This window comes from Ensifer sp. Root31 (assembly GCF_001424825.1).
In the GTDB taxonomy this organism is placed as follows: domain Bacteria; phylum Pseudomonadota; class Alphaproteobacteria; order Rhizobiales; family Rhizobiaceae; genus Ensifer; species Ensifer canadensis.
Map to the genome: position 1 here is coordinate 94,681 of NZ_LMCO01000017.1, position 16,925 is coordinate 111,605.

Below are 16,925 nucleotides of genomic sequence, written 5' to 3' on the forward strand. Positions count from 1 at the left end.
TTGTCTTTTCTTTCGAGAGGCGCAATCGCATGACCGGAATCACGAGCTCATTCGACAGGAGCCTGGCGAGAAGGATTTCCAAATATCTTCTCGCAGCGATCCTGTGTTTTCTGCTCAGCGTGACGACGGGGGGAGGGCTTTCCGCCGACTATCGGCTGTCTACTGGCGATATCCTCACCTTCGACTTCCTGGACGACGCCGAGATTCCCGTGACGGTAACGATTTCGAGCGACGGCGATGCCCAATTTCCTTTGATTGGATCCGTCAAGATCGCTGGATTGACGGTGACCGCGGCCTTGGAAAAATTACGCTCCGAGTACCGTTCCCGGGAAATCCTGATTGATCCAAAGCTCTCGCTCAACATCTCCACGTTTCGTCCGATCTTCGTTCTCGGCGAAGTGCGAAGCCCCGGTTCCTTCCCCTTCTACGGCGGCCTGACGGTAGAACAGGCCGTGGGTCTCGCTGGCGGCACCCAGATCGCATCCGTCAATCCGTCCGACCGGATCGTGGCGCGCGCAAGGCTCCGCGGCGAGATTGAGGGAGCTGACGCGCAAATCGTCTATGAGGCGATTTACGCTGCCCGTCTGGTTGCGCAACTGAAGAACAGCGCGAAGATCGACCTGAAGGACGTGCCGGAAGTCGCCAGGGGATACCTCGCCGACCTGCCTCTCAAAGGGGTTATCGAGGTCGAGGAAAAGATCCTGAGTGCCGATCTCGCCGCCAACAAATCACAGAGCGCCATTTTGTCGGAAGGAATTGTCCAGGGGCAAGGCGCGATAGACATCCTCGATCAACTTGTGGCTCAACAAAAGGAAGTGGTCGACATCAATGAAAAGGACCTGGCGCGGGTGAGCTCGCTGCGCAAGCGTGAACTCAACACCGAAAGCGACCTTTCACGCGCCAGGAGCAACGCATCGAACGAAAAGTCCCAGTTGCTTGAGACCTTCGCGACGCTTGCCCGTTCACGGCGGGAGCTGAGCGAAATGAAGCTGGAATTCGCCAAGCTCGGGGCGGATCGCGAGAAGGAAATTCTCATGCAACTGCAGGAGCGCGACGTGGAGATCAAGAAACTGATCGCGAGCAGGCAAGCTGCCCAGGAGCAAATTCTGCTGATGGCGGCGGCGAGCGCCGATGAAGCAAACAAATCCAAGATCAGTTACACCTACGAGATCCGCCGCAACCCCGTCGGCGGCAAGCCGGCGAGCATTGAGGCTTCCCCATTAACGGAAATGCTGCCGGGCGACGTCTTGGTGGTGGCAATAACGGGCATGTAAGCAAGCACGGTCACGGCGGCACCGCCGACCAAACAGACGACGTGACGGAGAGCGGATTGAGACGGAACGGCCGACATGCACTCGAGATGGGCCCTATAGCTTTACCAGCTGAAAATGGCCGGGTAGACAGCGTTCTCATCGCCGGCGTGTTGCTTATCCTCTGCCTGCCGCTGATGCTGTTGGCGGCCGCGATTGTATTCGCCACACTCGGTCGGCCACTCATTTTTCGACAATTGCGTGCCGGTCTCGGGGCTAAGCCATTTTCCATCGTCAAGTTTCGTACCATGCGCGAAGGTCGCGATGCGAACGGACACCTGTTGCCCGACCATCTGCGCGCGACGAGACTGACATGGTTTCTGCGACGCACGCGCCTCGACGAATTGCCGCAATTCCTTTCCGTCGCGCGGGGTGAGATGGCCTTCGTCGGACCGCGCCCGCTTGGTCCCACAACCATCGCGGAATTCGGTGAGCTCGGCCGGGTCCGTTGCCGGGTACTGCCCGGCATCACCGGATGGGCGCAGGTCAACGGCAATACACGCCTGTCGAACGAGGAGAAACTGGCGCTCGACATCTGGTATGTCGATCATGCGGGTCGATGGCTCGACACGCGCATCCTCGTCATGACCGTACTCACCCTTGTCGCCGGCGAGAAGCGGAACGACAGGCACTTGGCAGAGGCACGGCGTCATGTCGCCGAACGATACGGCGCCGCCGCACCTTTCGCACCACTAGGAGAAAGCCATCGATGAGCAAGCGAGCCAAGGCAAAGAGGGGTCCTGCGTTGCCTGTTCCGCTCTCGTTTGGCCGAACCCTGGTGATCGCGCCACACCCGGATGACGAGGTGTTGGGAGCGGGCGGAACGATCGCTCGACTGACCGCGGAAGGCGAGCGGGTGTTCGTGGCGATCGTAACCGAGGGGCGGCCTCCCGCCTTCACTTCGGAAAGCATCGCTCTAGTCAGATCGGAGGCCAATCAGGCCCACGCATTGCTAGGCGTGGAGGAAACATTCTGGCTCGGTTTCGAAGCGGCTGGACTCGACCTGGCCGGGCATTCCGCCGTCAACAGTGCGCTCTCGGATCTCGTTCGTCTCCTATCTCCCGAGACAGTTCTTCTGCCATTTCCCGGCGACATTCATCGAGATCATCAGTTGGCGTTTCTTTCGGCGTTGGTGGCAAGTCGCCCCCACCAGGAAAGCTTCCCTCATCGCATACTGGCCTATGAAACATTGTCCGAGACCAACTGGAACGCGCCCTATCTGACTCCGGGCTTCACGCCGAACGTCTTCGTCGACATCTCGAGCTATTTCGAAAAGAAGCTCGAAGCAATGCAGTGTTTTGCGTCCCAGATCCGCTCGCCGCCACACGAGCGATCGACGAGAACGCTGTCGGCGCTGGCGCAATTGCGCGGTGCGACGGTGATGAGCGAAGCGGCCGAAGCGTTCGTCCTTGTTCGTTGGATGCTGCCACAGACGCGCTCATGACAGGGTGGAGTTCGGGGGGACACAGATGCATCGATGGCCCATCTACGATGAACAGCAGATCGCAGACGTCTGCAACGTGCTGCGAACCGGCGAGGTCAACGCCTGGACTGGACCTCACGTTCGCGCCTTCGAAGCGGCCTATGAACATTATCTGGACATGCGACATGCGATCGCGCTTGCAAACGGAACCGTCGCGCTTGACTTGGCACTTCATGCACTCGACCTGCAGCCCGGCGACGAGGTCGTCGTTACACCCAGGAGCTTTATAGCTTCCGCATCCTGCGTGGTCATGGCCGGGGGTAGGGCGGTGTTCGCCGATGTCGACGAGGAGAGCCAGAACATCACGGTAGAGACGATCGGCCGCTGCCTGTCAAAAAAGACCAGAGGCATTATAGCGGTTCATCTCGCCGGCTGGCCCTGCGACATGCCGGCAATCATGGCGCTGGCGGCCGAAAACGATCTCTGGGTGATCGAGGACTGCGCCCAGGCGCACGGAGCCTCCATAGCAGGCCACCCCGTCGGAACGTTCGGCGAGATCGCCGCATTTTCGTTTTGCCAAGACAAGATAATTTCGACGGGCGGCGAAGGTGGCCTGATCGCACTAAACGACGAGGCCATGTGGAAACGCGCCTGGAGCCGCAAGGACCACGGCAAGAGCTACGATGCCGTGTTCAAGACGGAGCATCCCCCGGGGTTCCGTTGGCTGCATGAGACGATCGGCACCAACTGGCGCATGACGTCGATACAGGCAGTGCTCGGGACGGCGCAGCTCGCCACGCTTGCCGACACTCACGATATCCGTGCGGTCAACGCAGCAATCCTTCACGACGCCATCAAGGATCTGTCGGCGCTTCGCGCCCCAATTCCGCCGCCGGAGTTCGTCCATGCGTGGTATCGCTTCTACAGTTTCGTGAAGCCAGAAATGCTGCGCGACGGATGGAACCGGGATCGGCTTGTGGCGGAGATCAATTGCCGCGGCGTGCCGTGTTTTAGTGGCAGTTGCTCGGAAATCTATCGGGAACAGGCATTCATCAACGTCGGCATGGTGCCGGCGCACCGACTTCCCGTCGCCCGGTCTCTCGGAGAAACGAGCCTGGCCTTTCTGGTGGATCCCAGTTTCGACGAGCAGGCAATGAGGACGATCGCGGACGTCGTCAGGAACGTCGTCGTGGGCGCTACGAAGTGACCGCGTGGTCAGCAGCTCGTTCGCGCATGCAGAGAGCTGCGATCGGTTCGAGCATACGGTCTGCTCGCGACAGAATGGACCGAAACCAGATTCTGCCGGATTTTCGGCGAGAAACGAGGAACGCGTCCGCCAACGCAGCATGAGAGGTCACCCGAACACGCTTGAGATGCCCCTTTTACACCCTGCAAATGCTGCTCATTGGCACCCCCTGACGGCGCACTGAAGCCGTCGCGGCAGCGGGTAAAACAGAATACACTGCAACTGCGATCCGGAATGTAACAACCATCATCTAATTGACCGAGGACGTGTGGAACGCGACGGGGAACATCAACGAATGGCAACGAGCCCGTATTGTGGCGCGCACGACCATCCGGACCAAAAAACGACCAGAACCACGATCGTCGTGCCGGCACTCGGCGCCGGCGGTACCGAGCATGTCGTTAGCCTGGTGGCAAATCACTGGTCACGGCAAGGGCATGAGGTAACCATCATTACTTTCGAGGCCCCGACTTCGGAGGCATATTATCCGATCGATCCGCATATCGATATCTGGCGGCTCGGTGGGGCAGGGCGGCCTCGATCGAACCTTCATTCCGGTCTGATGGCGTTTCGCAGGATGCGAAAGCTTACAGCCGCGCTTCGAGCGTCCCGCCCGACCTTCATCCTCAGTTTCCTCACGCGAACAAACGTTCTCACACTGCTCGCGGGCTGGCGGCTTGGTGTGCCGATCATCGTTTCCGAGCGCAACAATCCCGAACTGCAGCCCGTTGGACGCGGCTGGAAGCGATTGCAGCGATGGCTCTACCCGCGCGCCTTCGGCTTGGTAACGATGACGCGCGGGGCGCTCGAAACCTTTCCACCCATCATGCGCAAGCGTGGCTGGGTCGTTCCTAATGCATCCGATCTGCCGCCGGGTTGGAACAGCAGACGACAGGATAACACGTTGACTGCCGTCGGACGCCTGACCCACCAAAAAGGCTTCGACCTGCTGCTCGAGGCATTCGCCAAAATCGCGCCGGATCTGCCGGAGTGGCATTTGCGCATTTGGGGGGAAGGGGAGGAGCGGGCAAACCTTGAGGCGCAAAGGAACCGGCTTGGTCTTGCCGACCGGGTGAGCATGCCTGGCGTCACGAAGCGGCCAGGAGAATGGGTGGAGACAGCCGACGTGTTCGTGCTCTCGTCTCGCTATGAGGGATGGGGGATCGTGCTGCTGGAGGCGATGGCCGCCGGAATTCCCACCGTGTCGTTTCGGTGCCAATGGGGGCCCGAGGAAATGATCAGCGATGGCGAAGATGGAATCCTGGTCGAACGGGAAGATATCGACGCCCTGGCGACGGCCCTTGGAAGGATCCTGCGGGATCCGCTGCTGCGATACCATCTTGGGCGCGACGCGGAACAAAGTGCGCGGCGGTTCACTCAGGAACGAGTGCTGGCGGAGTGGGACGCGGTGGCCGCCGCGGCAAAAGCCGCTGGAAGGATGAACTCATAAAGAGCCACTCATCCAGAAATTGCCACGTCGCGGGCTCGGGCTATACGGCTATCAAGCTCCTCGAGCCGGCGAACAAAACCGATATTGGCAGGCTGAAGTGCCACGGCCTCGGCAAGCATTTCCCGCGCGGTAGCGAGTTTACTATCCCGGATGTGACGGTTGGCCCGATGATATAGGAAATTAACGCGCTCCACGGGCGAGAAGCCCTCGCCAAAGCGAGCCTGCAACCGGTCGGCGCAAGCGGGATGGCGAGCGATTGCCGAAACCGCGATTTGATAGGGCCTCATGGGTGCGGCGACACGAACCACGCGGGCAAGTTCCCGTAGGCCCGTGAGGTTGTCTGCTCGGCAAGAGTCGATGAGCGAAAGAGCCCGCGCTGTCCCAGTGAAGGCTCGCACGGTGCCATGTCCGGTCATATGGACCGGAACGAGCCGCGTCTCTGCTTGGAGCGCCGCGATCTGCTCCGCGTGCCGGCGATCGACCGAATGGAACGGATCGAAAAAGACATAGCCCCGGCCGGCCGCTTGGTCGGGGGCGATCCCCATACTGGTGTGGAGCTTGGGCGAGAAATGTCGCGTGAACCGGCGATCGAACGTTACCGCATTCGGGTCAATCGAGGCTTGCGGGCAGAAGGCGATGGCGACGGTCGCGTCGAAGCGCCGACGATAACGCAGCGCCGCATAGCCGCCCTGTGAATGACCGTAGAGGACACGCTCCGGCGCGGCACGCAAAATGGGTTGCGCCGCGTCGACCGCCTTAACGATGCTCGCTGCCGGAAACCAATTAGGCCGCCGGCTGATGAAGCCGAGCGCGGCAATGTCGGCTTTTTCGCAAAACCGTTGCGCCCAGAACCGACTGCCGTTCGCCTGCATCTCCATCTCATTAAATGTGACAAGAAGATAAGGCGATGAACCCGCGCGGTGAATTACTTCAATATTCTCGTCGGAATAGATGAGCATGCGGTCTTTCCCTAGCTGACCTCAGTATACTTCAAATTTTGAAACATTTTTTCTTGTCGGGCGAGCCATAGAATATTTGAACTCTTTGAAAACTCAATCCACGGGGCATCGCACCGATCAAAAAAAACACCAAAACAGTGGTGCACCTGGGGCGAAAAAGCTCGCCATGCCGATTGGTGGACGATCGATTGCTGACACAATTCAGTTGCAGCACTGGCTAACACTGGTGCCGGACACAAGGAGCGCGCAGCGCTTGTTAATCAAAGACCTGACTGAGCTTGCAAGCCGTATCACCGGAGAGGCCGACGAGCTGCTGGCGGCAGTTAAGGAAGAGGGTATCCCCCATGGGATTCTCAAGACCATTCGCGGTGTAATCGAGGCACGCGCGACCCATTTGCTGCGCATTACGCAGAGTGCCTGACAGGACAGCCAAATCCGTGTTTCGCCGCTCGAAATGTTCATTCGCTCATTCTAACGCGCGAGGGTAACGGCAAGGTCGGCCATCAGGTTGTCAGCGAGGAAGGACATCCGGTCTTTCGCTCTCTTGGGCCTGCTGTCGATACCGGATCAATACTCTCCAAAAGTGCCATTTGAATCTTCCCGAGTTTAGGGACGCCGCCGGTCTTTTCGGCGCTCGCCCGGGAAGACTGGCGGTACGGCATCTCCGATACTACTCTCGATGGTCGAGAGGGGATTGGCGGTGATCAAACTCGGGGAGATAGTCATAGTCTTAGATTTACACCGGCAGGGCTTGTCGGTGTCTGCGATCGCCAGGCAGACCGGCGTCGATCGAGAGACAATCCGCAAATATATCGAACGGGGCCTTGAGGCACTTGCCTATGGACCGCGGCCTATCCCAGTCTTAGCGGACGGCGGCTCCTGCGGGAGCTGAAGGAACGCGGATATTCCGGCGGCTACACTGCAGTCACGGACTTTCTCAGAGACGTCCGCCCGTCCTCCGAACACGGGTTTGAAGTTCGGGTCGAAACGGCTCCCGGCGAACAAGCTCAGGTGGATTTCGCCCAATTCCATGTTGTCTTCACCGATGAGCCGGCAACCCCCAGGATCGTTTGGCTGTTTTCCATGGTGCTGGGCCATAGCCGTCTCATGAAATCCGATCCTTGCTCATGAAAAATGATTCCTAAGAGACAATTTCATGAAAAACGATGACATGCATGCGGACAAACGCCGACCTTCGCCTTGCGCCCTAAGAACTGGCTCGTTTAGTTGGCTGTAATTGTACATACTCATGGGAGGACCATGAACCGCACCGGGTCTGCCGGGCGCGCATTCAACAGCTTCGAAGTTGTGCCACGGCCCGCGTCGACTGGGTCACGCGGACCTGTCTCGGGACCATATTTGTAAGTTCCATAACAAAGCTTACGCGATCTTATGTTGTAGCGGCTATTTAGTAATGCGACAGTTGGGCCAGTTAGAGATGCGACAGTCTCGCCTCTCGACGCACTGGTCAAAGCCAACGTTGGGAGCAAGGATGACGACCTTCAGCCTGGTCGAGACCATGAGCGGTCGGAGTCGTCATGTCCTGTTTGATCACCATGTCGCAGAAAGAGTTGCACCGCCTCGAAGTCATTCAGAAGATCCGTGACGAGCGCCTGAGCGTTGTCCAGGCTGCCGAACTGCTCGACCTCAGTCGAAGTCAGGTCCACAGGCTCCTGCAGGCCTATGATCAGGATGGTCCGGCCGGGCTTATTTCGAAGAAGCGATCACGGCCGAGCAATCGGCGCCACAGCGAGGATTTCCGCAATGCAGCGCTGGATCTGATCCGCGAACGCTATCTGGATTTCGGTCCGACGCTGGCGCGCGAGAAGCTGATCGAGCTGCACCGGATTTCTGTTGCCAAGGAGACGCTGCGGCAATGGATGACCGAGGCCGGCATCTGGATCTCGCGTCGGGAACGTAAGAAACGGGTTTTCCAGCCACGCGGCCGACGCGACTGCTTTGGCGAACTGGTGCAGATCGATGGGTCGCATCACTGGTGGTTTGAGAACCGCGGCCCCAAATGCGCCCTGCTCGTCTATATTGATGACGCCACCGGCAAGCTTCTGCATCTTCGCTTTGCTGGATCGGAGAATACATTCGACTATCTGCACGCGACGAAGGCCTATCTGCAGCAATGGGGCAAGCCGCTGGCCTTCTACAGCGACAAGCACGGCGTTTTCCGCTCGCTCCATGGGTCGAAGAAAGACCGGACAAGCGGCCTGACGCAGTTCGGACGGGCGCTCTATGAACTCAATATCGACATCATTGTGCCAACACCCCGCAGGCCAAGGGTCGGGTGGAGCGTGCCAACCAGACATTGCAGGATCGGCTGGTCAAGGAGATGCGACTTCGCGGCATCGATACGATCGAAGCTGCCAATGTCTATGCACCTGAGTTCATTGCGGATTTCAACTTTCGTTTCGGCAAGCAACCACGCAATCCAAAGGACATGCACCGGCCGCTGGCCGACCATGAGAACCTCGAGGGTGCCATGTGCCGCAAGGAAGTGCGCACGCTGTCGCAATCCCTGACGCTGCGTTACGACAAGGTGCTGTTCATTCTCGATCCGACCGAGATTTCCAGGCCATTGGCGGGCCAGAAGGTGATTGTCTGCGATTATCCGGACGGTCGGCTTGAGATCATGCACGAGAGCTTTGCCCTGCCCTACAGGACCTTCGATACGTTGCGCTCGGTGCATCGCGCCGAGGTCGTCGACAACAAGCGGCTGGACGACATGCTGTCAATTGTCGCCGAGATGCAGGCCGGACGCCAACAGCAGCGCAGCAAGAGTGGTCCGAGCCGAACGGGCCAAACGGATCATATGTTTGGCATTCGAGACGGTAGCACAGCCAACGGCTACCAGAAGCGCGGCCGCAAGCCCGGCCCGAGAACGGATTTCATGAACGATCCGGCGGTGATTGCGCGACGAGAGAAAGCGTTGATGAGGCAGCCAGCGGCGGAATAAAGAGCGTCAATGCACGCCGATGTCGCTCTGCGTATCCGATTCCAACTGCAGGCAAGCTGGCCAAAGTGGCGTCTTGTGGAAGGCTCCATTCTGGAGGAGCGTGAGTCCCTCTCGTGCCTCATAGAGCACACCGAGCCAGCACAAGCGTCGAAAGACGCCATATTGGAGGTCGGATTTCAACTTCCAGGCTTCTATAGTCATTTCGGTGTCCGACAGGGGCGCCAAGTCTGGATAGAGGATCTTCACAACGTCTATTGGCGTGCACCCTTCCCTGGCCTTGATATTGAGAAGATTGAGGAACATGCGCCACCAGCGTAACCGCGCTCGGACCTCCTCTTCCCGCTCGGTGGTATGGACATACGAATAGAGATAATCCGTGGCGACCAGATCGAAGAAGGCTTGCGGGTTCACCAGGAACTCCCGGCCGCGTCTGGTTGGCAGCAGCACATCTTTTTTCCGGCGAAGAAGCTTCAGATGACGGGTCATGTCGCGCACGACCCAAAGCGGCGGCATGTCGCTTTCATTGAGCACTTTGTTCATGCTGTAGAGGTCTTCGGCTGTGAATCCTGGCCAGAGGAAGTGCACACAGGCCCAATGCACGAACTTGCGGTTCATGGCGCCGGTCGCCGTCAATCCTATGCCGCCCTCGCCGTCAGCATAGGCAACCGAAAGAAGCATACCGCGAAGAAGTGGGGACAGTGCGGCGACATCGACGTCACCATGCAGCTTGATTTCCGGAAGCATCGTGCGGCTGTGATCCCTACCTCGCCCTATTCAGGTGCAAGCGAGTATCAACCGGCGACAAAACAATTGCTACTAAGAAAGCTAAAGCCGAAGGGGAGCGTCTCATCCGCCCCCTCCCTTCCCTTGCAACCCGGCCCAGCCGGTCCGGTCGGGGGCTTGCCTCAGCGCCAGTGGAGATGTCGAGTGTCGCATGTCTAAATGGCTGACGACGCGCCGCCCAAAGTGACATTTCTACTTTGCGCCAACGTGGACAGTTCAACCTTGCTGCCACANTCCAGCCGGTCCGGTCGGGGGCTTGCCTCAGCGCCAGTGGAGATGTCGAGTGTCGCATGTCTAAATGGCTGACGACGCGCCGCCCAAAGTGACATTTCTACTTTGCGCCAACGTGGACAGTTCAACCTTGCTGCCACATCTCGTGTAGCCGGGTACATTCTATTTTCAAGTGCGACATGCCAATGATTTCAATGGTTTCCCCTTGGAGATTTTGGAATGTCACAACGCTATTCGCAACTGAATCTCGCCGATCGACGTCGACTACACCATTTTGTCGAACGCAAAGTGCCGATCAATGAAATGGCGCGCCAACTCGGTCGGCATCGATCGACGATCTATCGCGAGATCAGGCGCAATACATTCCACGATCGCGAACTGCCCGAATACAGCGGCTACTTCCCAACGGTTGCCGACGACATCCGCAAAGAGCGGCGGCGGCGGCGTTTGAGGAAGCTGATGCGGCACCCGCAATTGCGCGCACTGGTCATCGAGCAGCTGGAGGCGCTGTGGTCACCGGAACAGATCGCCGGCCTTCTGCTTGCCGATGGTGTGAGCGCCGTCCGCGTCTGCACCGAGACGATCTATCGCTTCATCTATGGCAAGGAAGATCAGGCGCTGGAGCTCTATCAGCATCTTCCGGAAGGCCGCCGCAAACGCCGCCCCCGTGGCTCAGCCACGGGCGGCTCTTGAAGAGCGTTATGAGCTGCTTCTAGTGGGAAGTCGTCCATCTAGAAGACGGCCCATCAGCGTGCCCGCGCGACCGACGCCGGAGGTAATTCGGACACTGCGCAAGGACTGCAAGTGCGGCCAACTGATGTTGTCGGTCACCGCTTGCGGACGAACTCGGTGCGCAGGACCAGACCCTTGATCGCGTCGTGCCGGCAGTCGATCTCGTCCGGGTTGTTGGTGAGCCGGATCGACCTGATGACTGTGCCCTGTTTGAGGGTCTGGCCGGCACCCTTCACCTTGAGGTCTTTGATCAGGACCACAGAGTCTCCGTCGGTAAGAGGATTACCCGACGCATCGCGAACCTCCGCAGCTTGCGCGGCCTCCGCGGCGATTTCCGAAACCGGCCGCCATTCGCCGGTCGCCTCGTCATAGACGTAGTCATCGCTCTGGTCGCTCATGTTCGCTCCGCTGTAGTAGCCTGCTTGTCTTTATCGGATCGCCGCGATGCTCTCGGCATCGGCTGCTAACCCATAAGTGCCTCTATCCCTATCACCCCGCGAAATCAAATCGCGGTTTAGCGCCGGAGGCGAACCCAGCGAACGAGCAGTTGAGCTCGATCTTTGGCGCATCGTCGGTGACTCAAGATTTAGGCTTGAAACATGAACTTCAATGCGTCACTAATTTAGATTAACAGCTATGGAATAAATCTGAATGATCACAGCTGCACAGATGCGTGCCGCTCGTGCCCTTGCCGGCATCGACCAGAAGATGCTTGCAGAGAAGGCCGGCGTGTCAGTACCGACGATCCAACGCATGGAGGCCAGCGAAGGTATTGTGCGTGGCGTGGTCGAAACGTTGACGCGAGTGATCGAAGCGCTCAATGCCTGCGGCGTAGAGCTGATCGGCGACAACCAGCCGAGCGAGCGCGGTGGGCGCGGTGTCCGTCTAGTCCAGCCGGGTCCATCCGTCGATGCGAAGAGGTGAAACGCGGAGTTCTCTCCAACGGCGGCAATCGCCGACCGTGACGTCGTCGTCCCGTCGCCTATAACGAAGGGCCGGAATAACAAATGGGGATATCGCGGCATACGCAGACGGTATTAACGGCCCGCAGGCCGGACTCAGCACAGTTTTCTACCCCAACGTTCTGGGATTTGTTCACACCCAAACTCGTCACCGTGCTTCGCGAGGGGTATGGCTGGTCGCAATTTCGCAGCGACGCGGTCGCCGGGCTTACGGTGGCGATCGTTGCCTTGCCGCTTTCCATGGCGATTGCCATTGCTTCGGGCGTCTCCCCCGAACGCGGCCTCTTCACCGCGATTGTCGGCGGCTTCCTGATATCCGCTCTCGGCGGCAGCCGTTTCCAAATCGGTGGACCAGCAGGCGCCTTCATCGTGCTCGTAGCGGCGACTGTGCACAGCCACGGGCTGGATGGTCTGCTTCTGGCGACGACGCTGTCGGGTGTCTTCATGCTGACCGCCGGCTATATGCGGCTCGGCACCTATATCAAATTTATCCCCTATCCGGTGACCATCGGGTTTACCGCCGGTATCGCCGTCATCATCTTCGCCAGCCAGATCAAAGAACTGTTCGGGCTGAGATTGTCGGGCGCGGAACCCGGTGAACTTTTGGCGAAGCTGGCCGCACTGACCGCCGCAGCGCCCACGTTCAATTTTTCTACGCTTGCCGTGGCAATACTGACGATCAGCACCATCCTCGCCCTGAAACGTTTACGGCCGGGCTGGCCAGGCATGCTGCTCGCCGTCGCCGCCGCTTCGCTCGTCGCGGCAGTCTTCTCCTTGCCCGTGGACACTATTGGAACTCGCTTCGGTGGCATTCCGCGCGGCCTACCGCTGCCGTCAATTCCCGCGATGAGCAACGAACTTTTACTTGCCGTTTTGCCGAATGCTGTTGCCTTCGCCTTGCTCGGTTCAATCGAGTCGCTGCTTTCGGCCGTCGTTGCCGATGGCATGACAGGACGACGTCACCGTTCCAATTGCGAACTTGTAGCGCAGGGCTTGGCCAATATAGCCTCAGCGCTGTTTGGCGGCATCTGTGCGACCGGCACAATCGCGCGCACTGCGACCAATGTCCGAGCCGGCGCACATGGCCCCCTCTCTGGGATGCTACATGCCTTGTTCCTCCTCGGCTTTATGCTAATTGCCGCGCCGCTCGCGAGCTACATCCCGCTCTCTGCACTTGCCGGTTTGCTCACCGTCGTCGCCTGGAACATGATCGAGACGCAATCAGTGGTCGCGCTGATTCGCTCCTCGCGGGGTGATGCACTGGTGCTGCTCGTCACTTTCCTGCTTGTGGTCTTCCGCGACCTGACAGAGGGCATCGTCGTGGGTTTCGCGCTCGGAGCAGTACTCTTCATCGACCGTATGTCGAAGACGATCGCCGTCGAAGCTCACACTCTTCCACTGCTAGACGACACCGCCGACGAGGCAAATGGCGGGCGCGAGGCTTATCACGCGGAAGTCGCCAGCGATCCGGACACGGTTATTTACCGCATTTCCGGCGCATTCTTCTTCGCCGCTGCCACGACGGTCGGCGCAATCCTCGACCGCATCGCCGACCAGCGGCGAAACTTCATCCTCGATTGCTCGGCAGTTTCCTTTCTCGATTCTACTGCTGCCAGTGTCATTGAAGGCGCGGTGCACAAAGCTGGGCGTGCCAGAGTGCGCTTCTTCATCACGGGCGCCTCTCCGCAGGCTCGCCGCATGCTGTTTGCGCACAATGTGCGTCCCCCTCGCGTGCGGTACAAAGCCACGATTGAAGGGGCGCTAAGGCAAATCGAGAAGGAAGATAAACCCGGCGGAACATAACAACTGTACGATTGTCGGGCTCGACACGTTCATCGCCGGTGAGACGAGTTTCAGCCTCGTCGGCTATCATGCCGGCATGCGCGCCGCGCACCGGCTGGCTTGGCCAGCGGTTCAAGTTCGCTGCAAATGCACCGGATTGATCTGCCTTGCCCGTTGGACGAAGGCCGCAACAACGTCTTCGTTGGCGCGGGAATCGAGATAGCCGCAATGCCCGCGATTCAGCGCTTCGACGGTCTTCATGAGCTTCTTTGCCGGGGGCGATCGCCGCCGTGATCGCCGCGATGTTCAAGGCATTGGAACCGAACGGAGCCATGATGAGCGAGCCGAAGCCCGTCACGGCCACAATGGGATTGGCGCTCGTCTTGAACCCATCGTTCCGCGAGACCAGCATTCCAGGCATATGTTGGCCGGTCAGCGTAATCAGGAATAGCGGCAGCGCGACCGAGATCAGCGCATTCAGCGAGAACTCCGGCAAGGTGAAGACGGGAGCGGCGAATTCCAGCTTCAGGCCGGATAGATCGACGCGACCTTGCGTGAGCAGGCAGGCAAGCCCGAGTACCCAGAATGCCGACCACCGCATAACGGGCGGAGAAGCGCTTCAATGCGACGTAGGCGACGGTCAGAAGCCCGACGAGCAGCGGATTGACGCTTGCGCCGCCGAATGCGCCGTGCCGGTGGCAGGACTGCCCTGCATGCTACTGACCTTCGACGACCATCTCAAACGACCATCGAAATCCTGACGCCTCAGGGGCGCAAACCTGGCTGGAAGATGGATTTCATGAATGATCCTGTGGTCCTTGCGCGACGAGAGAAAGCTTTGTCTCGCTCGACGCGGCGGAATGACCGGATGAATTCACACTCTCAAAGCCAAAGGAGATGGGTGCAGATCACCCGCCAGTTCCCTTCTCTTCCCTTCCCTTGCAACCCGCCCCAGCCGCTCCGGGCGGGGGCTTGCGAGCTGAAGCGTCGCATTTCTAAATGGCTGAAGACGCCGGATGGGACACTTCTACTTTGCCCAACGGCGGACAGTTCAACCTGGCCGCCACATGTCGTGTAGCGCCAGTTTAGAATGCGACATATAGGCCAGTTAGAGATGCGACAGTCCCGCCTCTTGGGACGTGAGCGGGTGGTTCATCTGGCCACCCTCGATGAAAGGGTTCGGCGCAAATTCCTGGCCGCCAACTTATGGGAAACAGTTTTCCGATAAATCAATCGTCCTGGGATGGACCGCTGGATGATGTCCCTCCGGCTTCTGGAGAGGGCTAATGCACGAAGACAAGATCCGCCAGGCTCTCATCGAGCTTCTGTATCGCAACTCCTATGGCGTGGTCATCTCCAACATCGTCATTTCCGGCGCTGCGGTGTACGTCCTTCGCAATGCCGTATCGGCTAGTTGGCTGGCCGGATGGGTTGGCGCGCTCTATCTGCTCATCGTCCTGCGTGTGCTCGCCTCCCGCCGTTTTTTCAGCCGCCCAAGGGATTCCCGGTCCATCATGCGATGGGCCTGGCTCGCTGCAGCATTTACCTGGGCGTCCGGTCTGCTGTGGGGCACGCTCGGTTGGGTCGGCTTCCTTCCGGATGCGCCCATTGTTCTTTCGTTCACGGTTATCGTGCTGACCGGCCTCGTCTGCGGCACGGTTCCGTCTCTGTCGGCCTTTCCGCCCGCGCTCATCGGTTCAATTCTTGTGACGGTCCTGCCGATCGCCGTCCGCTGCATTCTGACGGACAGCGATATTTCCGGCGCTTTCCTGTTCCTGCTCGCCTCCCTTGTGGCTATCAACTTCTACTACTGCCGCATCACCTACCGGATGTTGCGTGAAACCGTCAGCCTGCGACTGGAAAACGAAAGCCTCGTCGGTCACCTGCAAGAGGAACGTGATCGGGCACAGGCAGCAGACCGCGCCAAGACTCGATTTCTGGCAGCCGCCAGCCACGACCTGCGCCAGCCGATCCATGCGTTGAGCCTGCTTGTTTCCACACTGGCAATATTGGGGCAGCGTGGAAACGTCGCCTCAGCCGATGCTCGCGATCTGGCAACGAGGGCGAAATCCGCCGTCAGCAATCTCGGCGGACTGCTGAATGCGCTGCTCGATATCTCCCGACTTGACGCCGGCATCGTGACGATCGCGAACGAGACAGTGTCGTTGCGCGACCTCTTTCGCGATCTTCGCGACGAGTTCGCCGCAGAAGCAAACCAGCGCGGCCTTGACTGGCGGGTCGTCAACAGCGACTTGCTGATCGACAGCGACCCGATGATGCTCCGACGGATCCTCAACAACCTGTTGTCGAACGCGTTTCGCTACACCAATGCGGGCGGCGTCCTCCTTGGCTGCCGCAGGCGCGGCAATTCGGTCGAAATCCAGGTCCTGGACACGGGCTCCGGCATTCCTGCCGATCAGCAAGCGATGGTCTTCGAGGAATTCATGCAGTTGCAGAATCCGGCAAGGGACCGCACACAGGGTCTGGGCTTGGGCCTTGCCATCGTTCGGCGCACGGCCGAGCTGCTGCAACATCCCTTAAGATTGGTGTCCGTGCCCGGGCGCGGCTCGATGTTCTCGATCACAGTTCCGAGGGCTCGCTCGGTAGGATCTCCCCTGCAACCCGGCCGGCCATCTCCCGCGGCCGGCATCACGGCCGGTATTATACTGGTGGAGGACGAAAAGGAGGTGGCCGACGCCATGGTTCGGCTTCTGACCCTGGAGGGGCATCGCATCTATGCCGGCCGGTCTGCCGAGGAAGTGCTGAGAGTCCATTCCGAAGCCCTGGTGGCCGGCAGCGCGCCGGTCGATCTTATCGTTGCCGATTACCGCCTGGAGCATGGCGCCACAGGTCTGGACGCGATCCAGACCCTTTGCGACCACATCGGCCGCCGCGTTCCGGCCATCATCGTTACCGGCGACACGTCGCCATCGCGCCTCAAGGAGGTTAGCGCCAGTCGCGCGCGCATTCTGCACAAGCCCATCACCGGAGAGGAGCTGCGCGCTGCGATCCATGCCGCCTTGGAGGACTTCGAGCCGGAACCCCGCGGATAACCAGGGTATTGAGCGCACCAGGCGTCGGC

General features: G+C 59.5%; 12 protein-coding genes and 4 pseudogenes. 12 read left to right on the plus strand and 4 right to left on the minus strand.

What is annotated here, in order from left to right; genetic code table 11:
- The first annotated feature begins 29 nt into the window (after window positions 1–29).
- The 5 genes from ASD00_RS17415 to ASD00_RS17435 all read left to right on the plus strand — a co-directional run bounded on the left by ASD00_RS17415 (window position 30) and on the right by ASD00_RS17435 (window position 5,429).
- Window positions 30–1,274: a polysaccharide biosynthesis/export family protein gene (locus ASD00_RS17415; RefSeq protein ID WP_057207735.1), complete on the plus strand. Its 1,245-nt coding sequence runs from the start codon at window positions 30–32 to the stop codon at window positions 1,272–1,274.
- A gap of 56 nt (window positions 1,275–1,330) precedes the next feature.
- Entirely contained in the window at window positions 1,331–2,023 is a 693-nt protein-coding gene (locus ASD00_RS17420) for a sugar transferase (RefSeq protein ID WP_234907959.1), read from the plus strand.
- Window positions 2,020–2,754, plus strand: coding sequence for a PIG-L deacetylase family protein (locus ASD00_RS17425; RefSeq protein ID WP_057207737.1), 735 nt, complete (start codon window positions 2,020–2,022; stop codon window positions 2,752–2,754). Before ASD00_RS17420 ends, ASD00_RS17425 begins: the two co-directional genes overlap by 4 nt.
- A 25-nt stretch (window positions 2,755–2,779) precedes the next feature.
- Window positions 2,780–3,940, plus strand: a complete 1,161-nt coding sequence (locus ASD00_RS17430) for a DegT/DnrJ/EryC1/StrS aminotransferase family protein (RefSeq protein ID WP_057207738.1) — start codon at window positions 2,780–2,782, stop codon at window positions 3,938–3,940.
- A gap of 334 nt (window positions 3,941–4,274) precedes the next feature.
- On the plus strand, window positions 4,275–5,429 hold the full coding sequence (locus ASD00_RS17435; RefSeq protein ID WP_057207739.1) for a glycosyltransferase family 4 protein: 1,155 nt from the start codon (window positions 4,275–4,277) through the stop codon (window positions 5,427–5,429).
- Between the two features lie 8 nt (window positions 5,430–5,437).
- Here ASD00_RS17435 and ASD00_RS17440 read toward each other — a convergent pair whose 3' ends face one another.
- Window positions 5,438–6,388 (minus strand): alpha/beta hydrolase, encoded by a 951-nt coding sequence (locus ASD00_RS17440; protein ID WP_057207740.1) that lies wholly within the window; start codon window positions 6,386–6,388, stop codon window positions 5,438–5,440.
- Between the two features lie 85 nt (window positions 6,389–6,473).
- Between ASD00_RS17440 and ASD00_RS17445 the strand changes: the two genes are divergently transcribed.
- The 3 genes and pseudogenes from ASD00_RS17445 to ASD00_RS17455 all read left to right on the plus strand — a co-directional run bounded on the left by ASD00_RS17445 (window position 6,474) and on the right by ASD00_RS17455 (window position 9,353).
- On the plus strand, window positions 6,474–6,809 hold the full coding sequence (locus tag ASD00_RS17445; protein WP_156407951.1) for a hypothetical protein: 336 nt from the start codon (window positions 6,474–6,476) through the stop codon (window positions 6,807–6,809).
- A gap of 279 nt (window positions 6,810–7,088) precedes the next feature.
- Window positions 7,089–7,498 (plus strand): annotated as a pseudogene (locus ASD00_RS38115) (helix-turn-helix domain-containing protein); the annotation flags it as partial.
- Window positions 7,499–7,926: 428 nt separating this feature from the next.
- A pseudogene (locus ASD00_RS17455) lies at window positions 7,927–9,353 on the plus strand (ISNCY family transposase).
- 6 nt (window positions 9,354–9,359) lie between these two features.
- Here ASD00_RS17455 and ASD00_RS17460 read toward each other — a convergent pair.
- Window positions 9,360–10,097, minus strand: coding sequence for a hypothetical protein (locus ASD00_RS17460; RefSeq protein ID WP_057207742.1), 738 nt, complete (start codon window positions 10,095–10,097; stop codon window positions 9,360–9,362).
- A gap of 489 nt (window positions 10,098–10,586) precedes the next feature.
- On the opposite strand from ASD00_RS17460, the pseudogene ASD00_RS17465 reads away from it, so the two are divergent.
- Window positions 10,587–11,030 (plus strand): annotated as a pseudogene (locus ASD00_RS17465) (helix-turn-helix domain-containing protein); the annotation flags it as partial.
- Window positions 11,031–11,194: 164 nt separating this feature from the next.
- Here ASD00_RS17465 and ASD00_RS17470 read toward each other — a convergent pair.
- A complete protein-coding gene (locus ASD00_RS17470) occupies window positions 11,195–11,497 on the minus strand; it encodes an alkylphosphonate utilization protein (RefSeq protein WP_057207743.1) in 303 nt (100 codons plus the stop codon).
- Between the two features lie 253 nt (window positions 11,498–11,750).
- On the opposite strand from ASD00_RS17470, the gene ASD00_RS17475 reads away from it, so the two are divergent.
- Window positions 11,751–12,023, plus strand: a complete 273-nt coding sequence (locus ASD00_RS17475; protein WP_025430787.1) for a helix-turn-helix transcriptional regulator — start codon at window positions 11,751–11,753, stop codon at window positions 12,021–12,023.
- Between the two features lie 83 nt (window positions 12,024–12,106).
- Window positions 12,107–13,864, plus strand: coding sequence for a SulP family inorganic anion transporter (locus ASD00_RS17480; RefSeq protein ID WP_057207744.1), 1,758 nt, complete (start codon window positions 12,107–12,109; stop codon window positions 13,862–13,864).
- Between the two features lie 221 nt (window positions 13,865–14,085).
- Here ASD00_RS17480 and ASD00_RS38875 read toward each other — a convergent pair.
- Window positions 14,086–14,532, minus strand: a pseudogene (locus ASD00_RS38875) (benzoate/H(+) symporter BenE family transporter); the annotation flags it as partial.
- Between the two features lie 597 nt (window positions 14,533–15,129).
- Between ASD00_RS38875 and ASD00_RS17490 the strand changes: the two are divergent.
- A complete protein-coding gene (locus ASD00_RS17490) occupies window positions 15,130–16,896 on the plus strand; it encodes an ATP-binding protein (RefSeq protein ID WP_057207746.1) in 1,767 nt (588 codons plus the stop codon).
- Window positions 16,897–16,925: the final 29 nt, after the last annotated feature.